Here is a 19,704-nt window from a genome sequence, read left to right on the forward strand (position 1 = left end):
ACGCGATGAAAATCATACGCAAATTCGGGCCAATATTCGGTCTTGTTTTAGCCGCATTCCTTCTGCAATCGGCGCTTATATTCGGTTTGGATTTTAGATCCTTGGATCCGGATCGTACAATTGTGCTCTTGATCAGTTTGCCTTTTACTACATTGGCTGCTGTTTTTGTTTGGATATGGTTCAATGAATTCGGACCTGCATGGAATTTATCATCCGCACTTTCTAAACTGACGGACCAAGAATATGTAAAATACCTTTCTTCGTTAGATAAATTCAAAAGTGACCTAATTGCAACCAACATCACGGAAAGTGTATGCGATAAAATCCTAAAATTTCTCCCAAGTATCATAAATGCGAGTAGGGCCAAAATTTACTTATGGAGAGAGGATCTTGGAAAATTCTCCCCGTATCCTACGGAAACAGGAGAAGATCATTTTTATATCTTCGATCCTTTTCTTTTATGGATCACTGAACACGATAAAATTTTTTATTCAGAAGAATTTGTAGAAAACGCAAAATTACATCAGATTAGAGAACATGCACTTTCATTCGCGGCAAAAACGAAAGCGGATCTACTCGTTCCTTTCATCTTAAACAAAAGTCTGTTAGGGATGTTGGTTTTAGGGCCTAAAAACGACGGAAGAAGGTACACTGCTTCCGAACTGGAAAGACTAAACGAGATGCGTTCCGTTTCCGTAATGTCACTTTCTAATTCTATTTTTTACGAAAGGCTAATAGAGTTAACTGAAACACTAGAAGAAAAAGTACGACATAGGACCCAAGAACTGGAGAGTGCCCAATCCCAATTGATCATGTCAGAAAAGATGGCTTCTTTAGGAACCATGGTTGCCGGAATCGCACACGAGATCAATACTCCTGCAGGAGTTATCAACGGTTCCGCAGACAATCTAGAATCGAATATGAATTATATCGTAAAGAATGTATTCGAAATCGTACGATTCGCAAGGAACAAAAAATTAAGAAAATCATTCGAAGTTGCACTTCTTCATATCCTAAGAGACCGAAGAAAAAGTCAGGCCATGGAGTCCAAGGACAAGTTCCGGATCAAAAGAGAAATGAAAGAAGAAATGGTCGAAATGGGGATAGACGTTTCTTTAGCGGGAGAAGTGGCCTCTTTCATTATTGAAAACGATGTCATGGAAGTGAAAAAGTATATTCTGGAAATTTTGGCGCAAGGCGCAAAGCCGGGATATGAGATGCTCAAACACGCATCTAATACGAACAGAAACATTAAAAATATCAAATATTCTATCAAAAATATTGTTCGGATCGTAAAAGCTTTAAAATATTATTCTCATTTGGACCAAAGTAAATCTTTCACCAGTGCCGACTTGATAGAAGGTATCGAAAATACTTTAGTGATCATGAACAACCAACTGAAATATGGAGTCGAGGTTAAGACGAACTTTTCCACTATTCCTAAGGTTGTATGTAATCCGGACGAGTTAAACCAAGTTTGGACGAACTTGATCCAAAATGCGAACCAAGCAATCCGAGGACAGGGCACGATTGAATTATCAGTTTATTCTGTCGGAGATACTGTTACAATAGAAGTACAAGACGACGGCCCGGGAATTAATCCTTCTATCAAAGACAGGATTTGGGACCCGTTTTTCACTACAAAAGATCAGGGAGAAGGTTCCGGACTCGGCCTTGGTATTGTAAAAGGTATCGTAGAAAAACATAAGGGCAAGATTACAGTGGAATCTATGCCCGGAAAAACTGTATTCAAGGTAGAATTGCCTCTTAGGCCACCTCAGCCGAATGCAGAAACAAGTTTAGAAAAACCTGCTGTATGATCGCAAAACCTAAAAAGAAAAAGATAGAACTAAAGCCGGAAAACTTTTACGACCTTGTTTATAAAATCGTAAAGAAAGTCCCAAAAGGAAGAGTGACTAGTTACGGCAGGATTGCTGTCTTAATCGGAAAACCTAGAGCAGCTAGAGCCGTAGGTTACGCTTTAAACGCCTTAAAAAAAGGCCAAGAGCAGAGGATACCTTGGCAAAGAGTCATTAATAGTATGGGAAAAATTTCTCATAGAGGTGATACTCCTAGAGCGATCATACAAAAAAAACTTTTAGAATCAGAAGGTATCAAATTTTCTAGAGAAGAGGTCGTGGATTGGAAACGATTCGGCTGGCCTAATTAATTATCTATAAGGTTCCGAATGCAAAAGCCGGTAGTATTAACAATCGCAGGTTCAGATTCCGGAGGTGGGGCAGGAATCCAAGCGGACCTAAAAACTTTCAACTCCACCGGATCTTTCGGTACATCTGTCATTACTTGTTTGACTGCTCAAAATCCGGACGGTGTCACAGGAATTTTAGAAGTAGATCCGGACTTTTTAGAAAAACAACTTATAGCTGTACTTTCCTATTTTCCTGTAAAAGCAATCAAGACAGGGATGTTATTCTCTGAAAGTCTGATCCTAAGAATTTCCAAAATTTTAAAAGAATATAAAGCTAAAGGACAAAACTTCGAATTAGTTTTAGATCCAGTAATGGTAGCTACGAGCGGCGCAAAACTTTTACAAGACGAAGCAATACAATCCTTAATCTCTGAATTAATACCCATGGCCGCCATAGTTACACCGAATTTGGATGAGGCAAAAATTTTAGGTTCAGGCGAAATTTCCAAAATCGAATCCATGGAATCGGAAGCAGTTTCTCTTTCTAAAAAACTAGGAGTTCCTATTTTATTAAAAGGCGGCCATATCAAAAATTCCAAAGAAGCATTGGACGTATTAGGACTTCCGAATGGAGAAACTTTTAAATACGCAAAACCTTTTGTGGAGGACTTCAATCCACATGGAACAGGATGTACTTATTCTTCTGCGATAGCTTCTTATCTAGCTCAAGGATTTCCGCTTTCTGACTCTATAGCCAAGGCTAGGGAATTCTTACACTCTGCTATCTTACAGTCTTTCCCGGCAGGAAAGACAAAAACATTAAATCATAATCCGGATTAATTTAGTTTTTAGCAGCTAGTCCTAATTCTTCTTTAGAAGCTTTTTCCAAAATTTCCAAAGGAAGAGAACCTTTTCCTAAAACGAAGCCGTGATATTCTTTGATATCGAAAGCTTCTCCTTTGACCGACTTCCAATCCTCTCTCATTTTTAAAAAGGAGATCATTCCGATCTTGTAAGAGCATGCCTGTCCAGGATATACAATATATCTTTCAATCTCTGCAGAGACTTCCTTAGGAGCCATGCCAGTATTATCTGACATATAACGAATTGCGTCTTCTCTACTCCAACGTTTATAATGGATCCCTGTATCCACAACCAAGCGAACTGCTCTAAACAATTCTGCTTGAAGCCTTCCTAAATCCACATAAGGGTCGGAGTAAAAATTATAATCTTTTGCAAGTCTTTCCGCGTACAAAGCCCAACCTTCTACGAATGCAGTAAAATGTGTGGTTCTTAATTTTCTTGGGGCAGAAGTTAATTCTTGAGACCAAGCAATTTGTAAATGATGTCCTGGAATTGTTTCATGATACGTTAATGTATTCATCCCGAATTTAGGGATTTCTTTTAAGTCACGAAGGTTTGCATAGAATACACCAGGACGTTTTCCATCCAGACTGGGTTCTTCGTAATAGGCTCCGGGCGCTCCCGCTTCTTTAAATTCGGGAATTCTTTCTACCTGGACTTTCGCTTTAGGCCAAGAAGGAAAGATAGGTTTAGATCTTTCGATAGATTCTTTTAAGATCTCTTTATAAACCTCTATAACTTTCTCTTTTCCTTCCGGAGTATTTGGAAATTGGAACTCAGGCTTTTCTCTTAGTTGCCTCATAGTAGTTTGCAAATTTGAAACGTTAATCCCTGAACTTTCCAAAATCGATTTCATCTCGGTTTGGATCCTTGCTACTTCCGAAAGCCCGATTGAGTGGACTTCCTCGGGAGAAAGATTAGTAGTGGTATGATATTTTAAAGTATGTGCGTAAAACTTTTCACCGTTTGGAAGTTTCCAAACTCCAGCCTTATTATCTGCTAACTTAAGTTGTTGTTCTATAAAATTCTGAAGCTTAGAATACGCTGGATAAACGGAAGATTCTAGTATTTTTTTCACGTCTGCTAAAGAAGAAGTTTTTTGATTAGAAAGTATCTCATCGTTCTTCTCTAATTTTTTTCGAAGGCTTACATATAAAATATTATCTTCCGGATTTTTGACCCTGAAATTTTTTAATTCATCCAGGACTCTTCTCAAAATAAAATCCGGTGGGATCACACCATTCGATTGTCTGATCTCCAAACCTCGGATTACTTGATCCAACTTTTCGGAAATCCCCTTTAATCTTGCAATATAAGATTCCACATCTTCATAATCTTCTATCATATGAGAAGTAGCTAAGAAAGAGGGAATATGATTTTGAACACCGAATAGTTGATTTACCGGATAAGAATTATAAATATATTTTTCGTAATCGGCCGCAAGCTCAAGATCCCATTCTAAAGCTTTATAATAGATCCTATCTTCTCCACTTAGTCTGGAAGAATCGTATGTCTTAAGAATTTCTAAATCTCTTTTAGCTTTATCTGCTCTTTCCATTTCCTTTTCCGGAGAAGAGTCGGACCATTTGTAATTATGAGAAGTAATTCCCCAAGAATCCAAAATCCTAAGAGAAGTCAAAGTTTCAGGATCATCCAGAACATTCTCCCAAAAAATTTTTTCATAATATAAACCTAATGTGATCGGCCTAAAATTGATTGTATGCCAAATAAGAATTCCGAAGGAAATAGCAATTATCGTAATGGCAGATAAAGAAATGATCAGGATCTTCTTCAGCATGGATGAGTACTCCGATGTTTAGAAAAGTGGAATAAGAATTTTGGATAAAAATACTAGTAATAATGTCCAGATTGCGGAAGATGAAGCCGCAAAAGAAAAATGATTTTCCCAATTCAATAGAGGAACGCATACGAATAAAAACATTCCGAAATAAGAAAGATACGGATTGCGAAGATAGAGAGTCTTCTGCCATTCGAAAAATCCTTCTCTAAAATCCTTTGCATCTCCTTTGAACTTATTCAAAAAGATCCATTCTGAAACGAATCCGAAAACGGAGAATGTAAAAAAGAAGAAGGAAATAAGAAGTACCCAAGACCAATCTAAGGACGGAATTGGATTCAATGCGTGAATGATCGGGAGCGCAAAAGCTATCAAAGCCGAAAAAGGAAAAAAGAAAGCAGTGCGAAATAACCTACTTTCGGATAAAAATTTGAAAAACGGAATTCTTCCAGGTAACTGATAAGAACCGCAAAACAAACATTTTTCCGAATCAGAAAGAATGGAAGAGCCGCAGTTCCTACAATAGAAATTCTTTTTGGATACTTCGGCTGCTTCCGACACTTAAAACCTCAAACCTTCTTAATTAAACTTTCAATCAAAGCTCTTAAGAAAGCCTCTTTTGGTGTTCCACTTTGGATCGGTTTATTATTAATAAATAAACTAGGTGTACTGTGGATCTCTACTTTCTCAGCATCATCCACTTCTTTATTGATCTGATTGCGGACAGCAGGAGAAGACAAACAAGCACGGAACTGGTTCATATCTAACCCTTCCTGTTGAGCTAAACTCAATACGGATGCAGGTGAGTGTGCTATCCTATTTTCAGTATTTCTATAAAGCCCTTCGTAAACTGCCGGGAATTTATTCTGTTTATCCGCGCAGATCGCAGCAGAAGCAGCCACGCAAGAACTCGCGTCCGGACGAGGAGATTGGACCAATCGGTTACAATTTGCATCCAACGGGAAATTTTTATAAACGATCTTTACTAGTCCTGGATAATCTCTCAAAACCCTTTTTAAGATATGAGAAGTATCCATACAGTGACCACAATTGAAGTCCGCAAATTTTACGATAGTGATCGGAGCATTAGGATCTCCTTGTATAGAAGAGCCTTGCAGATCAATTGAAACTGGTTGTGCTTTTTCGTAATCCGATAATTGTTTTTGGATCTGAGCGACACCAGTATGTTCTCCATCTACTAAAGAATCATGGAAGGATTTTCCTCCGATCTGACCAGCAGCTAAGAACAACAAAACAACTATATAAGTATTTAAACCTTCCAATTGGAAGATGCCGAATGCTTTTTTCAAGGATTTGTCCTTATAGTCTTTAATTTGGAAGAAGGTTCCTGCAACCAAGATCAAAGTGGAAATCCAAGTAACTGCACAAAGCCCGCAGATCGCATCTATATAAAATACGGACGCGGAGAATAATCCAAGATCAATCACTAATGCTATAAGCAAAACGTAAAAGGAAAGAAGAAGGTACCCTTCTTTGTTTTCAGGACTTTTTTCAGATCGGATAAAAAGGTATGTAACAAATCCGTAAAATGTAAATCCGAAAAGTGCGATCGGAAGGTCCCCTAACCAAGGAACATTCCTGATAGCTGAGATGCTACTTTCGGAAACCTTGGAACAAGAACCTGATTCGCTTACTGCGTCACAAAGAGATTGTGCAAGTCCGTCCGCAGTTTCTCCGCCGAAATATTTTCTGATCAATAAGAACGAGATAAACGCCGCGATACCGGAAATTACGGCAAGAATAGAGCTAGGGGACAATTTTTTCATTCGGGACTCCGATTACAAAATACCTTTATACGTACCTGGAAGGCACAAGGAAAGAAAAAATATGCTGATCTGTACTTATAAAAGGGAATTAAAAATTAATCGGAACCTAAGCTTGTAATTGCTTCGGCCAGATCTATTTTACCTTCATATAAAGCTTTTCCAGTGATTACTCCATACATCGGAACGGAAGTCCCTAATGCGGATAGCGCCATTATATCTTTTAAAGAAGAAATACCGCCGGACGCAATTACTTGAAAATTATATCTGCTTAAAATTTCCTTATATGCATTAAGGTTTGGACCCGCCAAAGTTCCGTCTTGGGCGATATCCGTGAAAATAATATTACGAATACCTGCTTGTTGCATTTTTTCAAGAAGGTCCAAATACTTCACACCAGAGTCTACTTCCCAGCCTGCAATTTTGACTATGCCGTCTCTGGCGTCCACTGCCACGACGATCCTATCATCTCCGTACTTTTTCAAAGCGAAGTCCAAAAGTTCCGGATTCTTAACCGCAGCAGTTCCAAGAATAAAACGATCGATACCGATTGAATCGTAATATTCCAACTTCTCCTTATCTCTGATCCCACCACCTAATTGGATCTTCAACTTTGAAGATTTACGAATTTTTGAAATAGCTTCTGTGTTGATCCCAATCTGGTTTCTTGCACCGTTCAAATCAACAAGATGTAAGAGAGTAGCACCATTTCTTTCGAAACCTTCTGCTAGTTTCCAAGGCTCAGTTGAGTAGATTGTCTTTTCGTCGTAATTGCCTTTGAATAATCTAACAGCGCAATTATCCAACAAATCAATGGCAGGAATTAAAATCATAAGGATTGAATAAAGTTCTCCAGAATCTTTAGGCCGAAGGAATAGGATTTTTCAGGATGGAATTGTGTTCCGAAAACATTTCCTTTCTCAACCACTGCCGGGAACTTCTCCCCATAATAATCGCAGAAGCCAGTGATTGCGGAACTCTCCACTCCAACGGGACGGTAAGAGTGTATAAAATATGCGAAGGATTCGTCTTCTAAATTTTTCAATAAATTACTTTTAGAAGGATTTCTTTTATATAATTTATTCCAACCGATATGCGGAACCTTATAGTTTTTTCCCTTAAACTTGCGAATCTTACCTTTAATATAACCTAGTCCAGGGACAGTCGCGTTTTTATTTCCGGAAATAACCTCATCCGAATCTTCGAACAAAATTTGAAAACCTATGCAGATCCCGAACAGCGGTTTTTCTGCCTTTACGTGATCATCTACAAAAGTTCTCAAACCAGACTCATTCAGATTTTTCATGGCCTTATCGAAGTGGCCATCGCCTGGAAGAATGATCGCATCCGCCTGTTTCAAAACGGATGGCTCCTTGGTATAAGAAAAATCTTTTGTGAAGAGTGAGATCGCCTTTAAGCAGGAGTGAATATTCCCCATTCCATAATCAAGAACGGCTATCATTCCAAAACACCTTTGGTAGAAGGAATTGCTCCGCCTGCAGCAGGGTCTAGCTCAATCGCCATTCTCAAAGCCTTACCGAAAGCTTTAAAAATGGATTCATGGATATGATGACGATTTTCTCCGTAATGAACATGAATGTGAAGATTCATCTTAGCATTCAAAGCGAACTTCTGTAGGAATTCCAACGATAGCTCTGCATCATAAATTCCAAACTTACCTACAAGTTCAGGACCGGTATATTTATAATAATATCTACCACCTAAGTCCACCGCTACAGTCGTAAGAACTTCGTCCATCGGAAGAGTATAATGACCGTATCTTCTGATGCCTGCCTTGTCTCCCAACTGTTTGTGAAGAGTCGCGCCGAGAAGAATCGCAGTGTCCTCAACGCTATGATGACAATCGATTTCTATGTCACCTCGCAACCATAGATCAATATCCAGAAGCCCATGTTTAGAAACATGGGAAAGCATATGCTCGAAAAACGGAATTTGAGTATCGAATTTATAATTACCTGTACCCCGAATATTCAGGGAGAGCTTGATGTCCGTCTCCGAAGTTTTGCGTTCTTCTTTCATTCTATCCTGACCCTACTTTCCTCTTAATTATCGTGTCAATGAATTCCAAAAATAAGCTGACGGAAAGTCCTTAAAGGCAAAATTATCCGTAGGGAAACAAATCCCTCCAACCACTAGCCGAAGTGGCGGAATTGGTAGACGCACTGGTTTCAGGTACCAGCGGGTAACACCGTGGGGGTTCGAGTCCCTTCTTCGGCAAATCAAGTAATACAGAAAACTAAAGACTCGAACGGTCGAACTGGTAAGCGAAAAAGCGACCCATAGGGAGCGTACATTTTCGCGACCGAAGCACAGGACGTGCTGAGGCCAGTGAGACACGCCGCGGAACTAAGTTTTGCAGGATGCGAAACTGTGTAGCGGGCGAGTCCCTTCTTCGGCAAAATCATGCTCTTCTTTCAGAAAACCAAAAGTAAAACGCAGGAACGACGAACCGACTTAGCACTGTCGCCGCAATCTCCCCGAAAATTAAAGACACTGCCAGGCCTTGAAAAATCGGATCAAATAACATGACTGAGGAGCCAACTATTACCGCCGCAGCAGTCAAAAACATAGGTCGGAAACGAACCACTCCCGCATCTAATACTGCTCTTTTTAAATCCTTTCCTGCTTCGATCTCAGCCTGAATAAAATCCACTAAGATGATTGAGTTTCGAACTATGATCCCGGCACCGGCGATGAATCCAATCATAGAGGTCGCAGTAAAATAAGCTCCAGACACCAAATGCCCCGGGATAATCCCGATAAGAGAAATCGGTATCGGTGCCATTATGATAATCGGAAGTTTATAATCCTGAAACCAGCCGAGTACCAAAACATAAATCAAGATCATCACAACTGCAAACGCTCCACCTAGATCGCGAAAGACCTCATACGTTATGAACCATTCTCCGTCCCATTTTATAACCGGATGTTTTGTATTCCATGGCACCTCCGAAGTATAAATTGGATATTGGATTTTAGGGCTCAAGGAAAGAATTCCGTAAACCGGAGCTTCTTCTTTTCCCGAAAACTCAGCAGTCACATATTCTAAAGGTTTTAGATTTTTTCGATGAAGTACTTTTGAAGAAATTCTTCCTCCTTCCCCAACTAAATTTTTAGGAGAAACAGATCCGGAAAATTGAGAAGATAAATCCCAACTGGAAAAAGGAGAATGTGAAGATCTGAATTCATTCGGAACGGACAAATCCACTGAAATATCTTCCGAATGTTCCGATTCGGATAGAATGAACACTGGAGTTTCTCCGAAGAACAATCCCGCATTTTTTGCCATCGTAGAAGAAGGAATTCCAACAAGTCCTCCCTTATCAAATTTGAAGGGATATTTTATCTTAGGCCTGACCTCGGAAAGACTAGAATCAAGATCTACAACTCCTTCCTGCGCTTCAGCGATTGAACGGATTTCTTGAGCGACTTTGATTCTTTCCTTTTCTGTAGGCCCGTATATTTCTATAACTAAGGTAGAAAGAACCGGAGGCCCAGGTGGGATTTCTAACACTTTGCTAAGTACAGAATTTTCCTTATTATATTTTTCTAAAATAGGGCGAATGGATTCTATAATTTCGTGGCTCTTTTTCTTTCTGGAATCTTTGTCTTTTAAAACGATATGAAGATCAGATTTCCATTCCTCTCTTCGTAAAAAAGTATGTTTTACCATTCCTGAAAAGGAGAAGGGCGCGGGCTCCCCCGCAAATATCTGGACTTTTTCTATATTTTCTTCTTTAAGGATCGATTTTGCAAGTTCCGAACTTAATTCAACGGTTTTCGAAAGTGGGGTCCTTGGATCAAAATCTAATATGATCTGGAATTCATCCTTATCATCAAAAGGTAACATCTTAACTTTCACCGCTTTAAATGCCACCAAGGAAACAGAAATCGCAAACAACGCAATGATCAAAAGTATCATTTTTAGAAGGTTCGATCTAGATTCTAAAAGCCATCCTGCAACCTTTAGATAGATATTATCTAAACGTGAAATTTTCTGTTTCGTTGTCGCTCCAACATGTTCTTTGAAAATTCTTAAACTAATCCAAGGAATGACTGAAAAAGCTACGAATAAGGAAAGAAGCATGGCGAGACTGGCTCCGACTGGGATCGGCTTCATATAAGGTCCCATCAAACCTCGCACGAATGCCATGGGTAATATCGCAGCGATCACAGTAAAGGTAGCCAATATCGTCGGATTTCCTACTTCTGAAACTGCGTCTAAAATGGATCTGATCTTTCCTTTATTTCCGGGGAACGCAAGATGCCTTTCAATATTCTCGACCACGACAATCGCATCGTCTACGAGTATACCTATTGAAAAAATCAAAGCGAATAAGGTAACACGATTAAGAGTATAATCTAGAAAATAATAAATTGCTAATGTAAGAGCTAAGGTGACCGGGATCGCTACAAATACTACGAAAGAGGCTCGGATCCCCATCCATAAAGCGATCAAAACAGAAACGGAAATAGTTGCTATAAGAAGATGTTCGATCAGTTCCTTTGATTTTATTCCTGCTGTTCTACCATAATCGCGTATTACACTAAGTTTTATTCCGCTCGGAAGATCTTTTCTAAATTCGTCTGCACGCTCTCGGATGATTTGTGCTAATTCTTCTACATTCGTTCCTTTTCTTTTAGAAAATACGATCGTGACTGCGTTTTCTCGAATATCCGGATTTTCTTTTTGAAAAAAGAAGGATTGCCTGGTTCTTTCTTGAGGACCTTCGTATATTTGAGCTATATCTTCTAGCTTAATAACTCTACCCCAACTTTGTTTGATTGGGATCTTTTTGAGATCTTCTATAGTTCGGATCGAAGAACCGATCTCTATATCATATATATTTTTTGTTCCCCAGTTTTTTCCTGCAGGAAAGTCTGAGGAGTTTGCCTGAAGACTTTCGGCCAGTTGGATAAAGTCCACACCAAACTCTTTCATTCGAAGTGGATTCGCAATTACTCTAACCGATCTTTTTCTTCCTCCTAATAATTCCACTTTGGAAAGATCAGGAGTAGAAGATAGCTCTCTCGCTAAAGGAGAAACCAAAGTACGAAGAGAATAATCGTCCGTTTCCTTTGAACTAAAAGTAAGAGCCAAAAAAGGAACATCATCAATCGTATAAGAATTTACTGATGGATCAGAAGTATTTGGAGGAAGTTGATTTCTAATCTCTAAAATTTTATGATGGATCTTAACTAAAGAGGGCTCTAAAGGTTCTCCCACCTTAAAGCGGACAGTGATCAATGATTGATGATCTCTGGTTGCGGAATAAACGTATTCCACTCCCTCCAATCCCCATACAGATCTTTCCACTGGCTCTGTAATTTTTCTTTCCATCTCATTCGCTGAGTATTGAGGAGAAAAGAATGAAATATCCACCATAGGAACCGAAATCTGCGGCTCTTCTTCCTTCGGAGTTAGATATACTGATAAAATTCCCGCAAGTATACTTACTACCGCAAAAATAGGAGTAAGTTTAGAACTGATAAATTTTCCCGCTAGTATTCCTGCGAAACCTTCCGACTGCGTTTGTTTGTTATTTTCGTTCATCGTTTTCCTCGGAATAAAGGATGAGCTGAGCTCTAGTTCTTAAATATTCTAAATCTATAAACTCTTTCCTGGACAATGCGTCTGAAGTTCGTGAGAAACTTTCAGCTAAACTTGAGGCGGGAATATTCCCCCTTTTGAATAATGTTTGGGAAAGAAGGAGTTGTTCATATTGTATCCGGTAGGATTGTTCGGAATCTTTTCTATTCTCAGACAATACTCTTTCCTTTTCTAAAAGGATCTTGAACTCGGAGTTTTCTTTTAACCTTGCTTCTTTAGCTTTTGTTTCTGCCGCTTCCGCTTGGATCGACGCTTCCTTTTTGGAGCCTATATCAGTAGGATTAAGAAGATTCATTTGCAGGAAAACTCCTGCGTTATAAGAGTTTGCAAAATTCCTATCTCCATTATAGCCATATGCTTCCGCATAAACGCCTACCTTGGGCAGAAATTTAGAATTTTCCATTGTTACCTTTTGTTTGGATATGTTTGAATGAGATTCCAGAATTTTGGAAATCGCAGTGTGCCTCTCAGATTCAGAAGGTGGCAAAGGCAAAACCTCTTCATAAAAATGTGATGAAGAAGTTTCAGCTAATCTAAAATTTTCGAGTAGTCCACCCGAAAGTATCCTGATCGATTCTAAGGATTCTTTCCGATATAGTTCTTTCTCTTTTATCTCAGAAGACACTCTAAGTTGAATGGATCTTAAAGCGAGAGAACCGGAATGACCAATCGGATTCCCAACAGTATCTAATCTATACGAGTTCACGAAGAAATCCAATTGACGGAGTATTTTCTCCCTTTCCTTAACTCCACTTGAAAATACTAAGGAGGAATGGAACGCGACAGCAGTTTGGATATATAAAGTTTTTCTAAAATATTCCGATTCAAGAATATAAGATTGAAGTTCTTTATCTTTAATTTCCTTAAAAGCCTTTCCAGACCCTCCTTCATATACCGGAAATTCAAGGCCCAAAGTCCCCCGGGAATACATATTACTACCTGGATGATTTAAGGTATCTTTCGCAAAAATATTTGCGGAATTCGGATTTATATTTTGATAAAGTTGGTTATTTGAATCTAAAAAATTGGAAAGATTAGATCGATTGCTCGCAGTCGAAAAATCCGATTGTGTAGCGGATCTTTGTCCCAGTTTTCCAGTAAAATTTAAGATAGGATCGTTCGTTTGATATGTACGAACATCAGTATATAATTTAGGAAACCAATGCAAACCCGCTCTAGCGCTTGCGGATTTCGCGGCTTCTATTTCCAAACTTTTCGTTTGTAAAGAAGGAGAATTCCCGGCTACCTTTTCCCATACGGAGAAAAAATCCATACTGGAGTCCGAGGCTTTGATGGAAAGGGGTATCAAGAACAATACCCCACCGAGTATCAGCGATAAAGCGGATTTAGAATGCATCGAATTTACCTATCTGATCCGCATTTTTTAGGAATGCCTAATCGAGTAAGGATCAATCCCATCGGACAAAATCCTGTTAGAGAAAATAAGATCATATTTACCCCAACCAATAGATTCAAAACAAGGCCCCAATGACTGAAATAGTTGGCGATAAGTAACCCGACTAAAGAGAACGAGCCTGCAATCAGGAATAAAACCCTTTCCAAATACCAGCTTTGATTGTTTGTATTCTCCATATTATATACCCCCCTAGGTATGTAATAATTCCATATACCCGTGGGGGTATATAATTGATCAACAAAAAATCTTTGGGCTAAATAAATTTAGGCGCCCAAAAAATAGTTCTGAACGCGTTTGTAGAAAAAATGATTAAAAAGGAGGGATTATAGAGAAAATGCAGCTTTAATTGCTTTTTTTAGATTTTTCTGGATAGTCGCGGAGGACTTTTTTTCGGAAAAACATCTATCCATATACTCTTGGACATATGCCTCTCCGAATTTTTTAAGAGCCTGGCTTGAAGCTTTGAGCAAAATTATGGTTTTTTCACAATCTTCGTCCTTATTATGTAAACTCTTTTCAAGTGCATCCAACTGGCCTTTAATTCTGTGCAGCCTATGAGTAAGTTGTTTTCTTATTTCATCTAATTCCATAACCTATACCCTGTATGGTATATCCGGATGTCAAGGATTATCGCGAAACCTATCTTTAATCCGCACATTCTTACAATAAAAAAGGATGGATTGCGCATCCAATCAATAGATCTTCTATCTAAATGAAGAATGTTTTTAACCTTTGTTTTATATTCTTAATTTCCTGCGTTGGTTCCGCCCAAAAAATGCAGCAGGTTTATATAGATCATCCGGATATTAACAAAGCCTGTTTTCAATTCCTAACCTCTGAAAAATCTGCTACAAGTGAAAATGAAAAAATCATGTTGGATACTTTATATAAAATATCCGAACAGAATATCAGAGAAACCTATCTAATCGGCCAGATCGTTTATGTTTCGGAAGTAGGAGAAGGAAAACATCTCCATCTAAACAAAGACGGAAAGCTAGAATATTATAGGATCAAATATGAGGCCTTAACCGCAAAAGAAGGAACAGAATTCTTTTGTGCAGAAAGACTTCGTTTGGAATTGGAGAAAAAATTTCAGTCAACGTCTGCGAAATTGAAAAAGAATCCATTGGATCTAAAAGCGAGACAGGAACTCGAAACTAATCTGGAATCTTATCTAAAATTTTCTACTGCAGCTCAGGGCAAGTCACAAATCGTACGGAATTTCTTATTCTTCTCCCTTGGAAAATATATGAAAGGGGACCAAGGTCTCCCCGTTTCTCCTTGTGAATTCACTCAAAAAATATTAAATCCAATCACGATCGCTACATCGGACCTAACTGATCCAGATTCTAAACTTGCTTGGGCAGCCAATATACAAATTTTTACAGGTTATGAGTTGGGATTTACAATGGCCGGATATTGTAAGTAAATACTCGACTAACTCTGTTTATCCGTTTTGAGATAAAACAATTTAGAATTCTTTCGATTCTTCTTGACCGTAACTAATTCGATGCAATAATCTTGGCCCGACAATTTAAGCGGAGAAGTTTATGCGTTCCACAATGATGGATTATCCATTAGTTTTGCCTTCCATTCTAAAAAGAGCAAAAGAGGTTCATCCTCATAAAGAAATCGTAACCAAATGGCATGATAATTCCATCCAAAGACTTACTTACGGAGAATTTTACAAAAGAACGATCCGTTTGATGAACGCTTTAAGAAACGCCGGTGTAAAACCTGGAGAAGCAATCGCCACTTTTTGTTTAAATCATTCTGTTCACTTGGAATTGTATTTTGCGATCCCAAGTATTCGAGCGGTTCTTCATACGATCAATATCCGATTGTTTCCGGAACAACTTATATATATCATCAACGAAGCTAAGGATAAATTTATTTTTGTAGATAAATCTTTAGCCCCTGCGATCGAAAAGAATCTAAGTCAAATCCATGGTGTACAAAAATTTATTATCATAGACGATAAAGAGAATGTTCCATTTCCAAATCTTCCTAATGCGATTTCATATGAAGATTTTTTGAAAACAGGAGATGATATAGAAAATTTCGAACCTATAGATGAGTTCGAAGCAGCGGGAATCTGTTATACTTCTGGAACAACTGGAAATCCGAAGGGAGTTGTTTATTCTCATAGATCCACCTATTTACATTCGATGTCCATCTGCATGGGAGATGCATTAGGTATCAGAGAAGTTGAAACTGTTCTTCCGGTAGTTCCAATGTTCCATGTTAACTCTTGGGGAATTCCTTTCGCTTCCGTAATGACCGGATGTAAGTTAGTGTTTCCTGGAAAACATCTCTTGGGAGCCGCACTTGCCGAACTATTGGAATCGGAAGAAGTTACTCTAACAGCAGGTGTCCCTACCGTTTGGAATGTTCTCTACCAACACTTAAAGAAAACTAAATATAATCTGAAACTTCATACTATGGTGGTAGGTGGGTCTGCGGCTCCTCGAGGTTTGATCGAAGGTTTCGAAAAAGATTTCGGGATCTCCATTCTTCATGCTTGGGGAATGACTGAAACTTCCCCGGTTGGAACCGTATCTCATCTTCGCGGTTTTATGAAAAACTTAGATGATAATAAAAGATATTCCTATAGAGCCAAACAAGGTGTCCCTGTGCCAGGTGTAGAGATCAGAGCAATCGACGATAATGGCAAAGATGTTCCTAAGGATGGAAAAACTCCTGGAGAACTTTTAGTACGAGGACCTTGGATCGCTGCTTCTTATAAAAGTGGAGAATCTCCCGAATCATTCACCTCCGATGGTTGGTTCCGAACTGGAGATGTTGTGGTCTTGGATGAGTATGGTTACATGCAGATCACAGATCGTAAGAAAGATCTGATCAAGACCAGGGGAGAATGGATCTCTTCTGTTGATATGGAAAATCTAGTCATGGCAGATCCGGATGTTTTAGAAGCTGCAGTTGTAGGAAGAAAGGATCCTGTCAGAGACGAGGCCCCTGTTATCTTTGTAGTTCCTATTGAAGGTAAAGAAGTGGATCCGAAAAAGATCCATGATCGACTCAAAGAAAATTTTGCTCACTGGCAATTACCTAAGCTAGATGATATTCGGTCGGTTTCCGCGATTCCAAAAACTAGTGTGGGTAAGTTCGATAAGAAAATTCTAAGAAAAGAATTAGAAGAATAGACCTCTAATCTTCGCATCCAATTCTAGGAGAGTGAGTAAATCTAACGGCACTTTAATCCTAATACTTGGGGCATTGACTGCAATTGCACCTTTCTCGATCGATATGTACCTTCCAGGTATGAATGAGATCGCAAAAGATCTTGGAACTCCGATCTCAGATGTGCAATTAACGTTAACTAGTTTCTTTTTTGGAATTTCTTTCGGACAATTATTTTACGGGCCAATCGTAGATCGTTTCGGCCGTAAAATTCCTTTGCTCGTAGGTCTTACGTTATACATAGTAAGTTCCTTGGCTTGTGGATTTTCGAATTCAGTTAATTCATTAATATTCTTCCGCTTTTTACAATCTTTGGGTGCTTGTGCCGGAATGGTAATCCCAAGAGCAGTTGTAAGAGATGTATTTTCTCCTCATGAAGGAGCCAAAGTTTTTTCTCAGATTATATTAGTAATGGGAATCGCGCCTATACTTGCTCCTACCGTGGGAGGACTTTTACTTCAGTTTGCTAGTTGGAATTGGATCTTTTTCACTCTCACAGGTATTTCTACCTTAATGCTTTTTGGATCTTTATTGGTTTTCCAAGATACCAAAGGTGGTGATTCTTCTATCTCTCTTAAGATAGCTCCAGTTATCAAAGAATATGTCGAAGTATTTTCAAATCCAATCTTCAAAACATATGTGCTTAGTTCCGGATTTTCCGCATCTGTGATGTTTGCATATATCGCTGGTTCTCCATTCGTATTTATGGTTTTGAATGGACTCTCTCAAACTGAGTACAGTTATCTTTTTGGATTTAACGCTTTCGGTTTGATCCTTTCTAGTCAGATCAATCGTATTCTTCTCAAAAAATTCGAAGCAGCAACTATTGTGAAGTATGTAGGATATTCATATCTAATACTTTGTTCTTTGCTTATTATCTTCGAAATTTTCGGCTTAGGCTTTATTCCGATGCTTGTTTTAATTTTCTTTTTAGTAAGTGCATTCGGATTAATTGTTCCGAATGCTTCTGCGCTTGCCATGGCTCCTTTTTCTAAAAATGCAGGAAGTGCATCCGCTTTGATGGGGGCATTGCAGATGGTATTCGGTGCGGTTTCTACAGCAGCAGTCAGCCTTCTTCATGACGGAAGCGCTTATCCAATGATCACAGTAATGTCCATGTCTGGTATAATGTCTTTGGCTTGTTTGTTTTTCTTAGGCAAGACCCATAAGAAAATTAAGGAATCTTAATATTATTTATTATAGAGTAGAGGGAAGGAATGACGGACCCGAGAATTCGGGTCTTATCAAAGATCTGTTTTTTTATTTAGCTGCGGGTATATCTCAACTCGCTAATAAGCACCACTTTTTCGGAATGTGGCTCTAGCAAGTTATCCGCATATAAGTCCAACAACTTTCCTAATCTATTTATTTGAGGAAAGTCCCGCCCGGAAATCTGGGAGTTTGGAATATGGTCCAAGACCTCAGTATTGGGTCGGGTATTCAAGGCTAGCCTCCGAATTGGGATAAGGCGAAGAATTCAACCTTCTCCGGAGCATGTCAAGCCTATTGGACATAATTCGGAAAGATTTTGGACCTAGCTTAGGATCCCTGATTTAGGCGATTCTAAGCTAGGACTGTCGGCCGATTAAAACTACTCTTCAGCGTTAAGGCCGAGTTTAGATTCGATAGCCTTTATTCTTCTGGCCCATTTTTGGAAATTAACCACGTTTTTGATATTCACTCTGAGCTTTTGGAATTCAGGGAAAGTCAGTCCATAATCCCAACCCACATAAATATCTGGCTTGGAAAGAGTGTTTCGAACAGAAGTTCCTCCACCCACGATTGTTCCGCTTGCAATGCTAAGGTGATCGGCAATACCACATCCGCCACCGATAGTACAATTATCTCCTATCGTAGTGGAACCTGCAACACCTGTGTAACCAGCAATTACAACATTTTTTCCTAATACACAATTATGGCCGATGTGAACTAGATTATCGAATTTACATCCATCACCTATGATCGTATTTTCCAAACCGCCTCTATCGATGGCACTATTGGAACCCATCTCCACATCATCTCCCACAATCACTGTTCCGACTTGAGGGATCTTATTATGTTTACCGTTTGCGAATACGAATCTGAATCCGTCTCCACCTACAGTACAATTTCCAAAAGACCTGAATCTTTTTCCTATAATGACTCCGTGGTGGATCACATTATTTGGTCCTATATGAGAACCTTCTCCGACTTTCGCTCCTCTTCCGATACGAACTCCGTCTTCCAAGATTACATTATCTCCAATCTCAGCATCTTCGGCAACGGAAGCAAAATTTCCTACATAACAATTTTTACCTATCTTTGCTTTAGGATGAACGAATGCGTTTGCTTCTACTTTGTTTTCAAATGTATGGGGAGGATAGATCAGATCCAATACCTGAGCTAGTATCAAATCCGGTTTATCTACAACCAGACATGGAACTTCTAATTCCTTTGCGAACTCGGAAGTAGTCATTACAATGCTAGAGGCGGTCTTCTTTGCCTCATTTAACATCTTCTTATTAGCGAGAAAACTAATGCTGTTCGTAACTCCCGGGTTGACCGGAGAAACAGATTCCACCTGAACTTTTTTGGGGTCCGCGCAATTTTCTATTTTTGCTCCGGAAATTTTGGAAGCCAGTTCTTCCAAGGTATATCTAGCCATTAAGACCCTCTTTTCTAGTCTTTTAGTATCTGCCAACGTATTCGCAGATCGAATTCGGATCTATCCGAAATTTCAGAATGAATTACTCATATAAACCTACGAATGGCCAAGAGAAGAAGTTATCAAAGGATTAAAGATAAAGAAGACATAATACGGAAGAATGGTGCTTCTTCCTTTAGAAATATCCCGTTTGACGAATTAGCTTCTGAAAAAAA

17 protein-coding genes and 1 tRNA gene are annotated in these 19,704 nt (G+C 39.0%); 7 read left to right on the forward strand and 11 right to left on the reverse strand.

Features of this window, described 5'->3' with window-relative positions; all coding sequences use genetic code 11:
- The first annotated feature begins 5 nt into the window (after window positions 1–5).
- Genes CH377_RS02865 through thiD form a run of 3 tightly spaced genes read left to right on the forward strand, consistent with a single transcriptional unit; the run spans window position 6 to window position 2,989 of the window.
- Window positions 6–1,820: a sensor histidine kinase gene (locus tag CH377_RS02865; RefSeq protein ID WP_100722311.1), complete on the forward strand. Its 1,815-nt coding sequence runs from the start codon at window positions 6–8 to the stop codon at window positions 1,818–1,820.
- Window positions 1,817–2,170: an MGMT family protein gene (locus tag CH377_RS02870; protein WP_100722312.1), complete on the forward strand. Its 354-nt coding sequence runs from the start codon at window positions 1,817–1,819 to the stop codon at window positions 2,168–2,170. Before CH377_RS02865 ends, CH377_RS02870 begins: the two co-directional genes overlap by 4 nt.
- Window positions 2,171–2,188: 18 nt before the next feature.
- The gene (gene thiD, locus CH377_RS02875; RefSeq protein ID WP_100722313.1) at window positions 2,189–2,989 is read left to right on the forward strand and encodes a bifunctional hydroxymethylpyrimidine kinase/phosphomethylpyrimidine kinase; all 801 of its coding nucleotides are present in this window, start codon (window positions 2,189–2,191) and stop codon (window positions 2,987–2,989) included.
- A 1-nt stretch (window position 2,990) separates the two neighbouring features.
- Here the strand turns inward: thiD and CH377_RS02880 are convergent, their stop codons facing one another.
- The 6 genes from CH377_RS02880 to hisB form a co-directional block, all read right to left on the reverse strand.
- Window positions 2,991–4,811, reverse strand: a complete 1,821-nt coding sequence (locus CH377_RS02880) for a DUF885 domain-containing protein (RefSeq protein WP_100722314.1) — start codon at window positions 4,809–4,811, stop codon at window positions 2,991–2,993.
- An 18-nt stretch (window positions 4,812–4,829) separates the two neighbouring features.
- Window positions 4,830–5,372 (reverse strand): hypothetical protein, encoded by a 543-nt coding sequence (locus CH377_RS02885; RefSeq protein WP_100722315.1) that lies wholly within the window; start codon window positions 5,370–5,372, stop codon window positions 4,830–4,832.
- Window positions 5,373–5,380: 8 nt separating this feature from the next.
- The gene (locus CH377_RS02890) at window positions 5,381–6,598 is read right to left on the reverse strand and encodes a vitamin K epoxide reductase/DsbA family protein (RefSeq protein ID WP_100722316.1); all 1,218 of its coding nucleotides are present in this window, start codon (window positions 6,596–6,598) and stop codon (window positions 5,381–5,383) included.
- A 95-nt stretch (window positions 6,599–6,693) separates the two neighbouring features.
- Complete coding sequence (hisA, locus tag CH377_RS02895) at window positions 6,694–7,428, reverse strand: 1-(5-phosphoribosyl)-5-[(5-phosphoribosylamino)methylideneamino]imidazole-4-carboxamide isomerase (protein WP_100722317.1); 735 nt, start codon at window positions 7,426–7,428, stop codon at window positions 6,694–6,696.
- On the reverse strand, window positions 7,425–8,057 hold the full coding sequence (gene hisH, locus CH377_RS02900) for an imidazole glycerol phosphate synthase subunit HisH (RefSeq protein WP_100722318.1): 633 nt from the start codon (window positions 8,055–8,057) through the stop codon (window positions 7,425–7,427). Before hisH ends, hisA begins: the two co-directional genes overlap by 4 nt.
- A complete protein-coding gene (hisB, locus tag CH377_RS02905; RefSeq protein WP_100722319.1) occupies window positions 8,054–8,635 on the reverse strand; it encodes an imidazoleglycerol-phosphate dehydratase HisB in 582 nt (193 codons plus the stop codon). Before hisB ends, hisH begins: the two co-directional genes overlap by 4 nt.
- Window positions 8,636–8,751: 116 nt before the next feature.
- Here hisB and CH377_RS02910 point away from each other — a divergent pair.
- Window positions 8,752–8,833 (forward strand) — tRNA-Leu (locus CH377_RS02910).
- 184 nt (window positions 8,834–9,017) lie between these two features.
- On the opposite strand, the gene CH377_RS02915 is transcribed toward CH377_RS02910, so the two are convergent.
- From CH377_RS02915 to CH377_RS02930, 4 genes are all read right to left on the reverse strand, one after another.
- Complete coding sequence (locus CH377_RS02915) at window positions 9,018–12,170, reverse strand: efflux RND transporter permease subunit (protein WP_100722320.1); 3,153 nt, start codon at window positions 12,168–12,170, stop codon at window positions 9,018–9,020.
- The gene (locus CH377_RS02920) at window positions 12,157–13,500 is read right to left on the reverse strand and encodes a TolC family protein (protein WP_243401942.1); all 1,344 of its coding nucleotides are present in this window, start codon (window positions 13,498–13,500) and stop codon (window positions 12,157–12,159) included. Before CH377_RS02920 ends, CH377_RS02915 begins: the two co-directional genes overlap by 14 nt.
- A gap of 89 nt (window positions 13,501–13,589) precedes the next feature.
- A complete protein-coding gene (locus CH377_RS02925) occupies window positions 13,590–13,820 on the reverse strand; it encodes a YgaP family membrane protein (RefSeq protein ID WP_100722322.1) in 231 nt (76 codons plus the stop codon).
- 147 nt (window positions 13,821–13,967) lie between these two features.
- A complete protein-coding gene (locus tag CH377_RS02930; protein WP_100722323.1) occupies window positions 13,968–14,234 on the reverse strand; it encodes a metal-sensitive transcriptional regulator in 267 nt (88 codons plus the stop codon).
- 122 nt (window positions 14,235–14,356) lie between these two features.
- Between CH377_RS02930 and CH377_RS02935 the strand changes: the two genes are divergently transcribed.
- The 3 genes from CH377_RS02935 (at window position 14,357) to CH377_RS02945 (ending at window position 18,033) form a co-directional block, all read left to right on the forward strand.
- Complete coding sequence (locus CH377_RS02935) at window positions 14,357–15,073, forward strand: hypothetical protein (protein WP_243401943.1); 717 nt, start codon at window positions 14,357–14,359, stop codon at window positions 15,071–15,073.
- A 121-nt stretch (window positions 15,074–15,194) separates the two neighbouring features.
- A complete protein-coding gene (locus tag CH377_RS02940; RefSeq protein ID WP_100722324.1) occupies window positions 15,195–16,808 on the forward strand; it encodes a long-chain fatty acid--CoA ligase in 1,614 nt (537 codons plus the stop codon).
- Window positions 16,809–16,839: 31 nt separating this feature from the next.
- Window positions 16,840–18,033 carry a multidrug effflux MFS transporter gene (locus CH377_RS02945; protein WP_279305806.1) on the forward strand — a complete coding sequence of 398 codons (1,194 nt, stop codon included), beginning with the start codon at window positions 16,840–16,842 and terminating at the stop codon, window positions 18,031–18,033.
- A 403-nt stretch (window positions 18,034–18,436) separates the two neighbouring features.
- On the opposite strand, the gene lpxD is transcribed toward CH377_RS02945, so the two are convergent.
- Window positions 18,437–19,489 carry a UDP-3-O-(3-hydroxymyristoyl)glucosamine N-acyltransferase gene (lpxD, locus tag CH377_RS02950; RefSeq protein ID WP_100722800.1) on the reverse strand — a complete coding sequence of 351 codons (1,053 nt, stop codon included), beginning with the start codon at window positions 19,487–19,489 and terminating at the stop codon, window positions 18,437–18,439.
- Between the last annotated feature and the right edge of the window lie 215 nt (window positions 19,490–19,704).

The sequence above is a fragment of the Leptospira haakeii genome, assembly GCF_002812045.1.
Taxonomy (GTDB): domain Bacteria; phylum Spirochaetota; class Leptospiria; order Leptospirales; family Leptospiraceae; genus Leptospira_B; species Leptospira_B haakeii.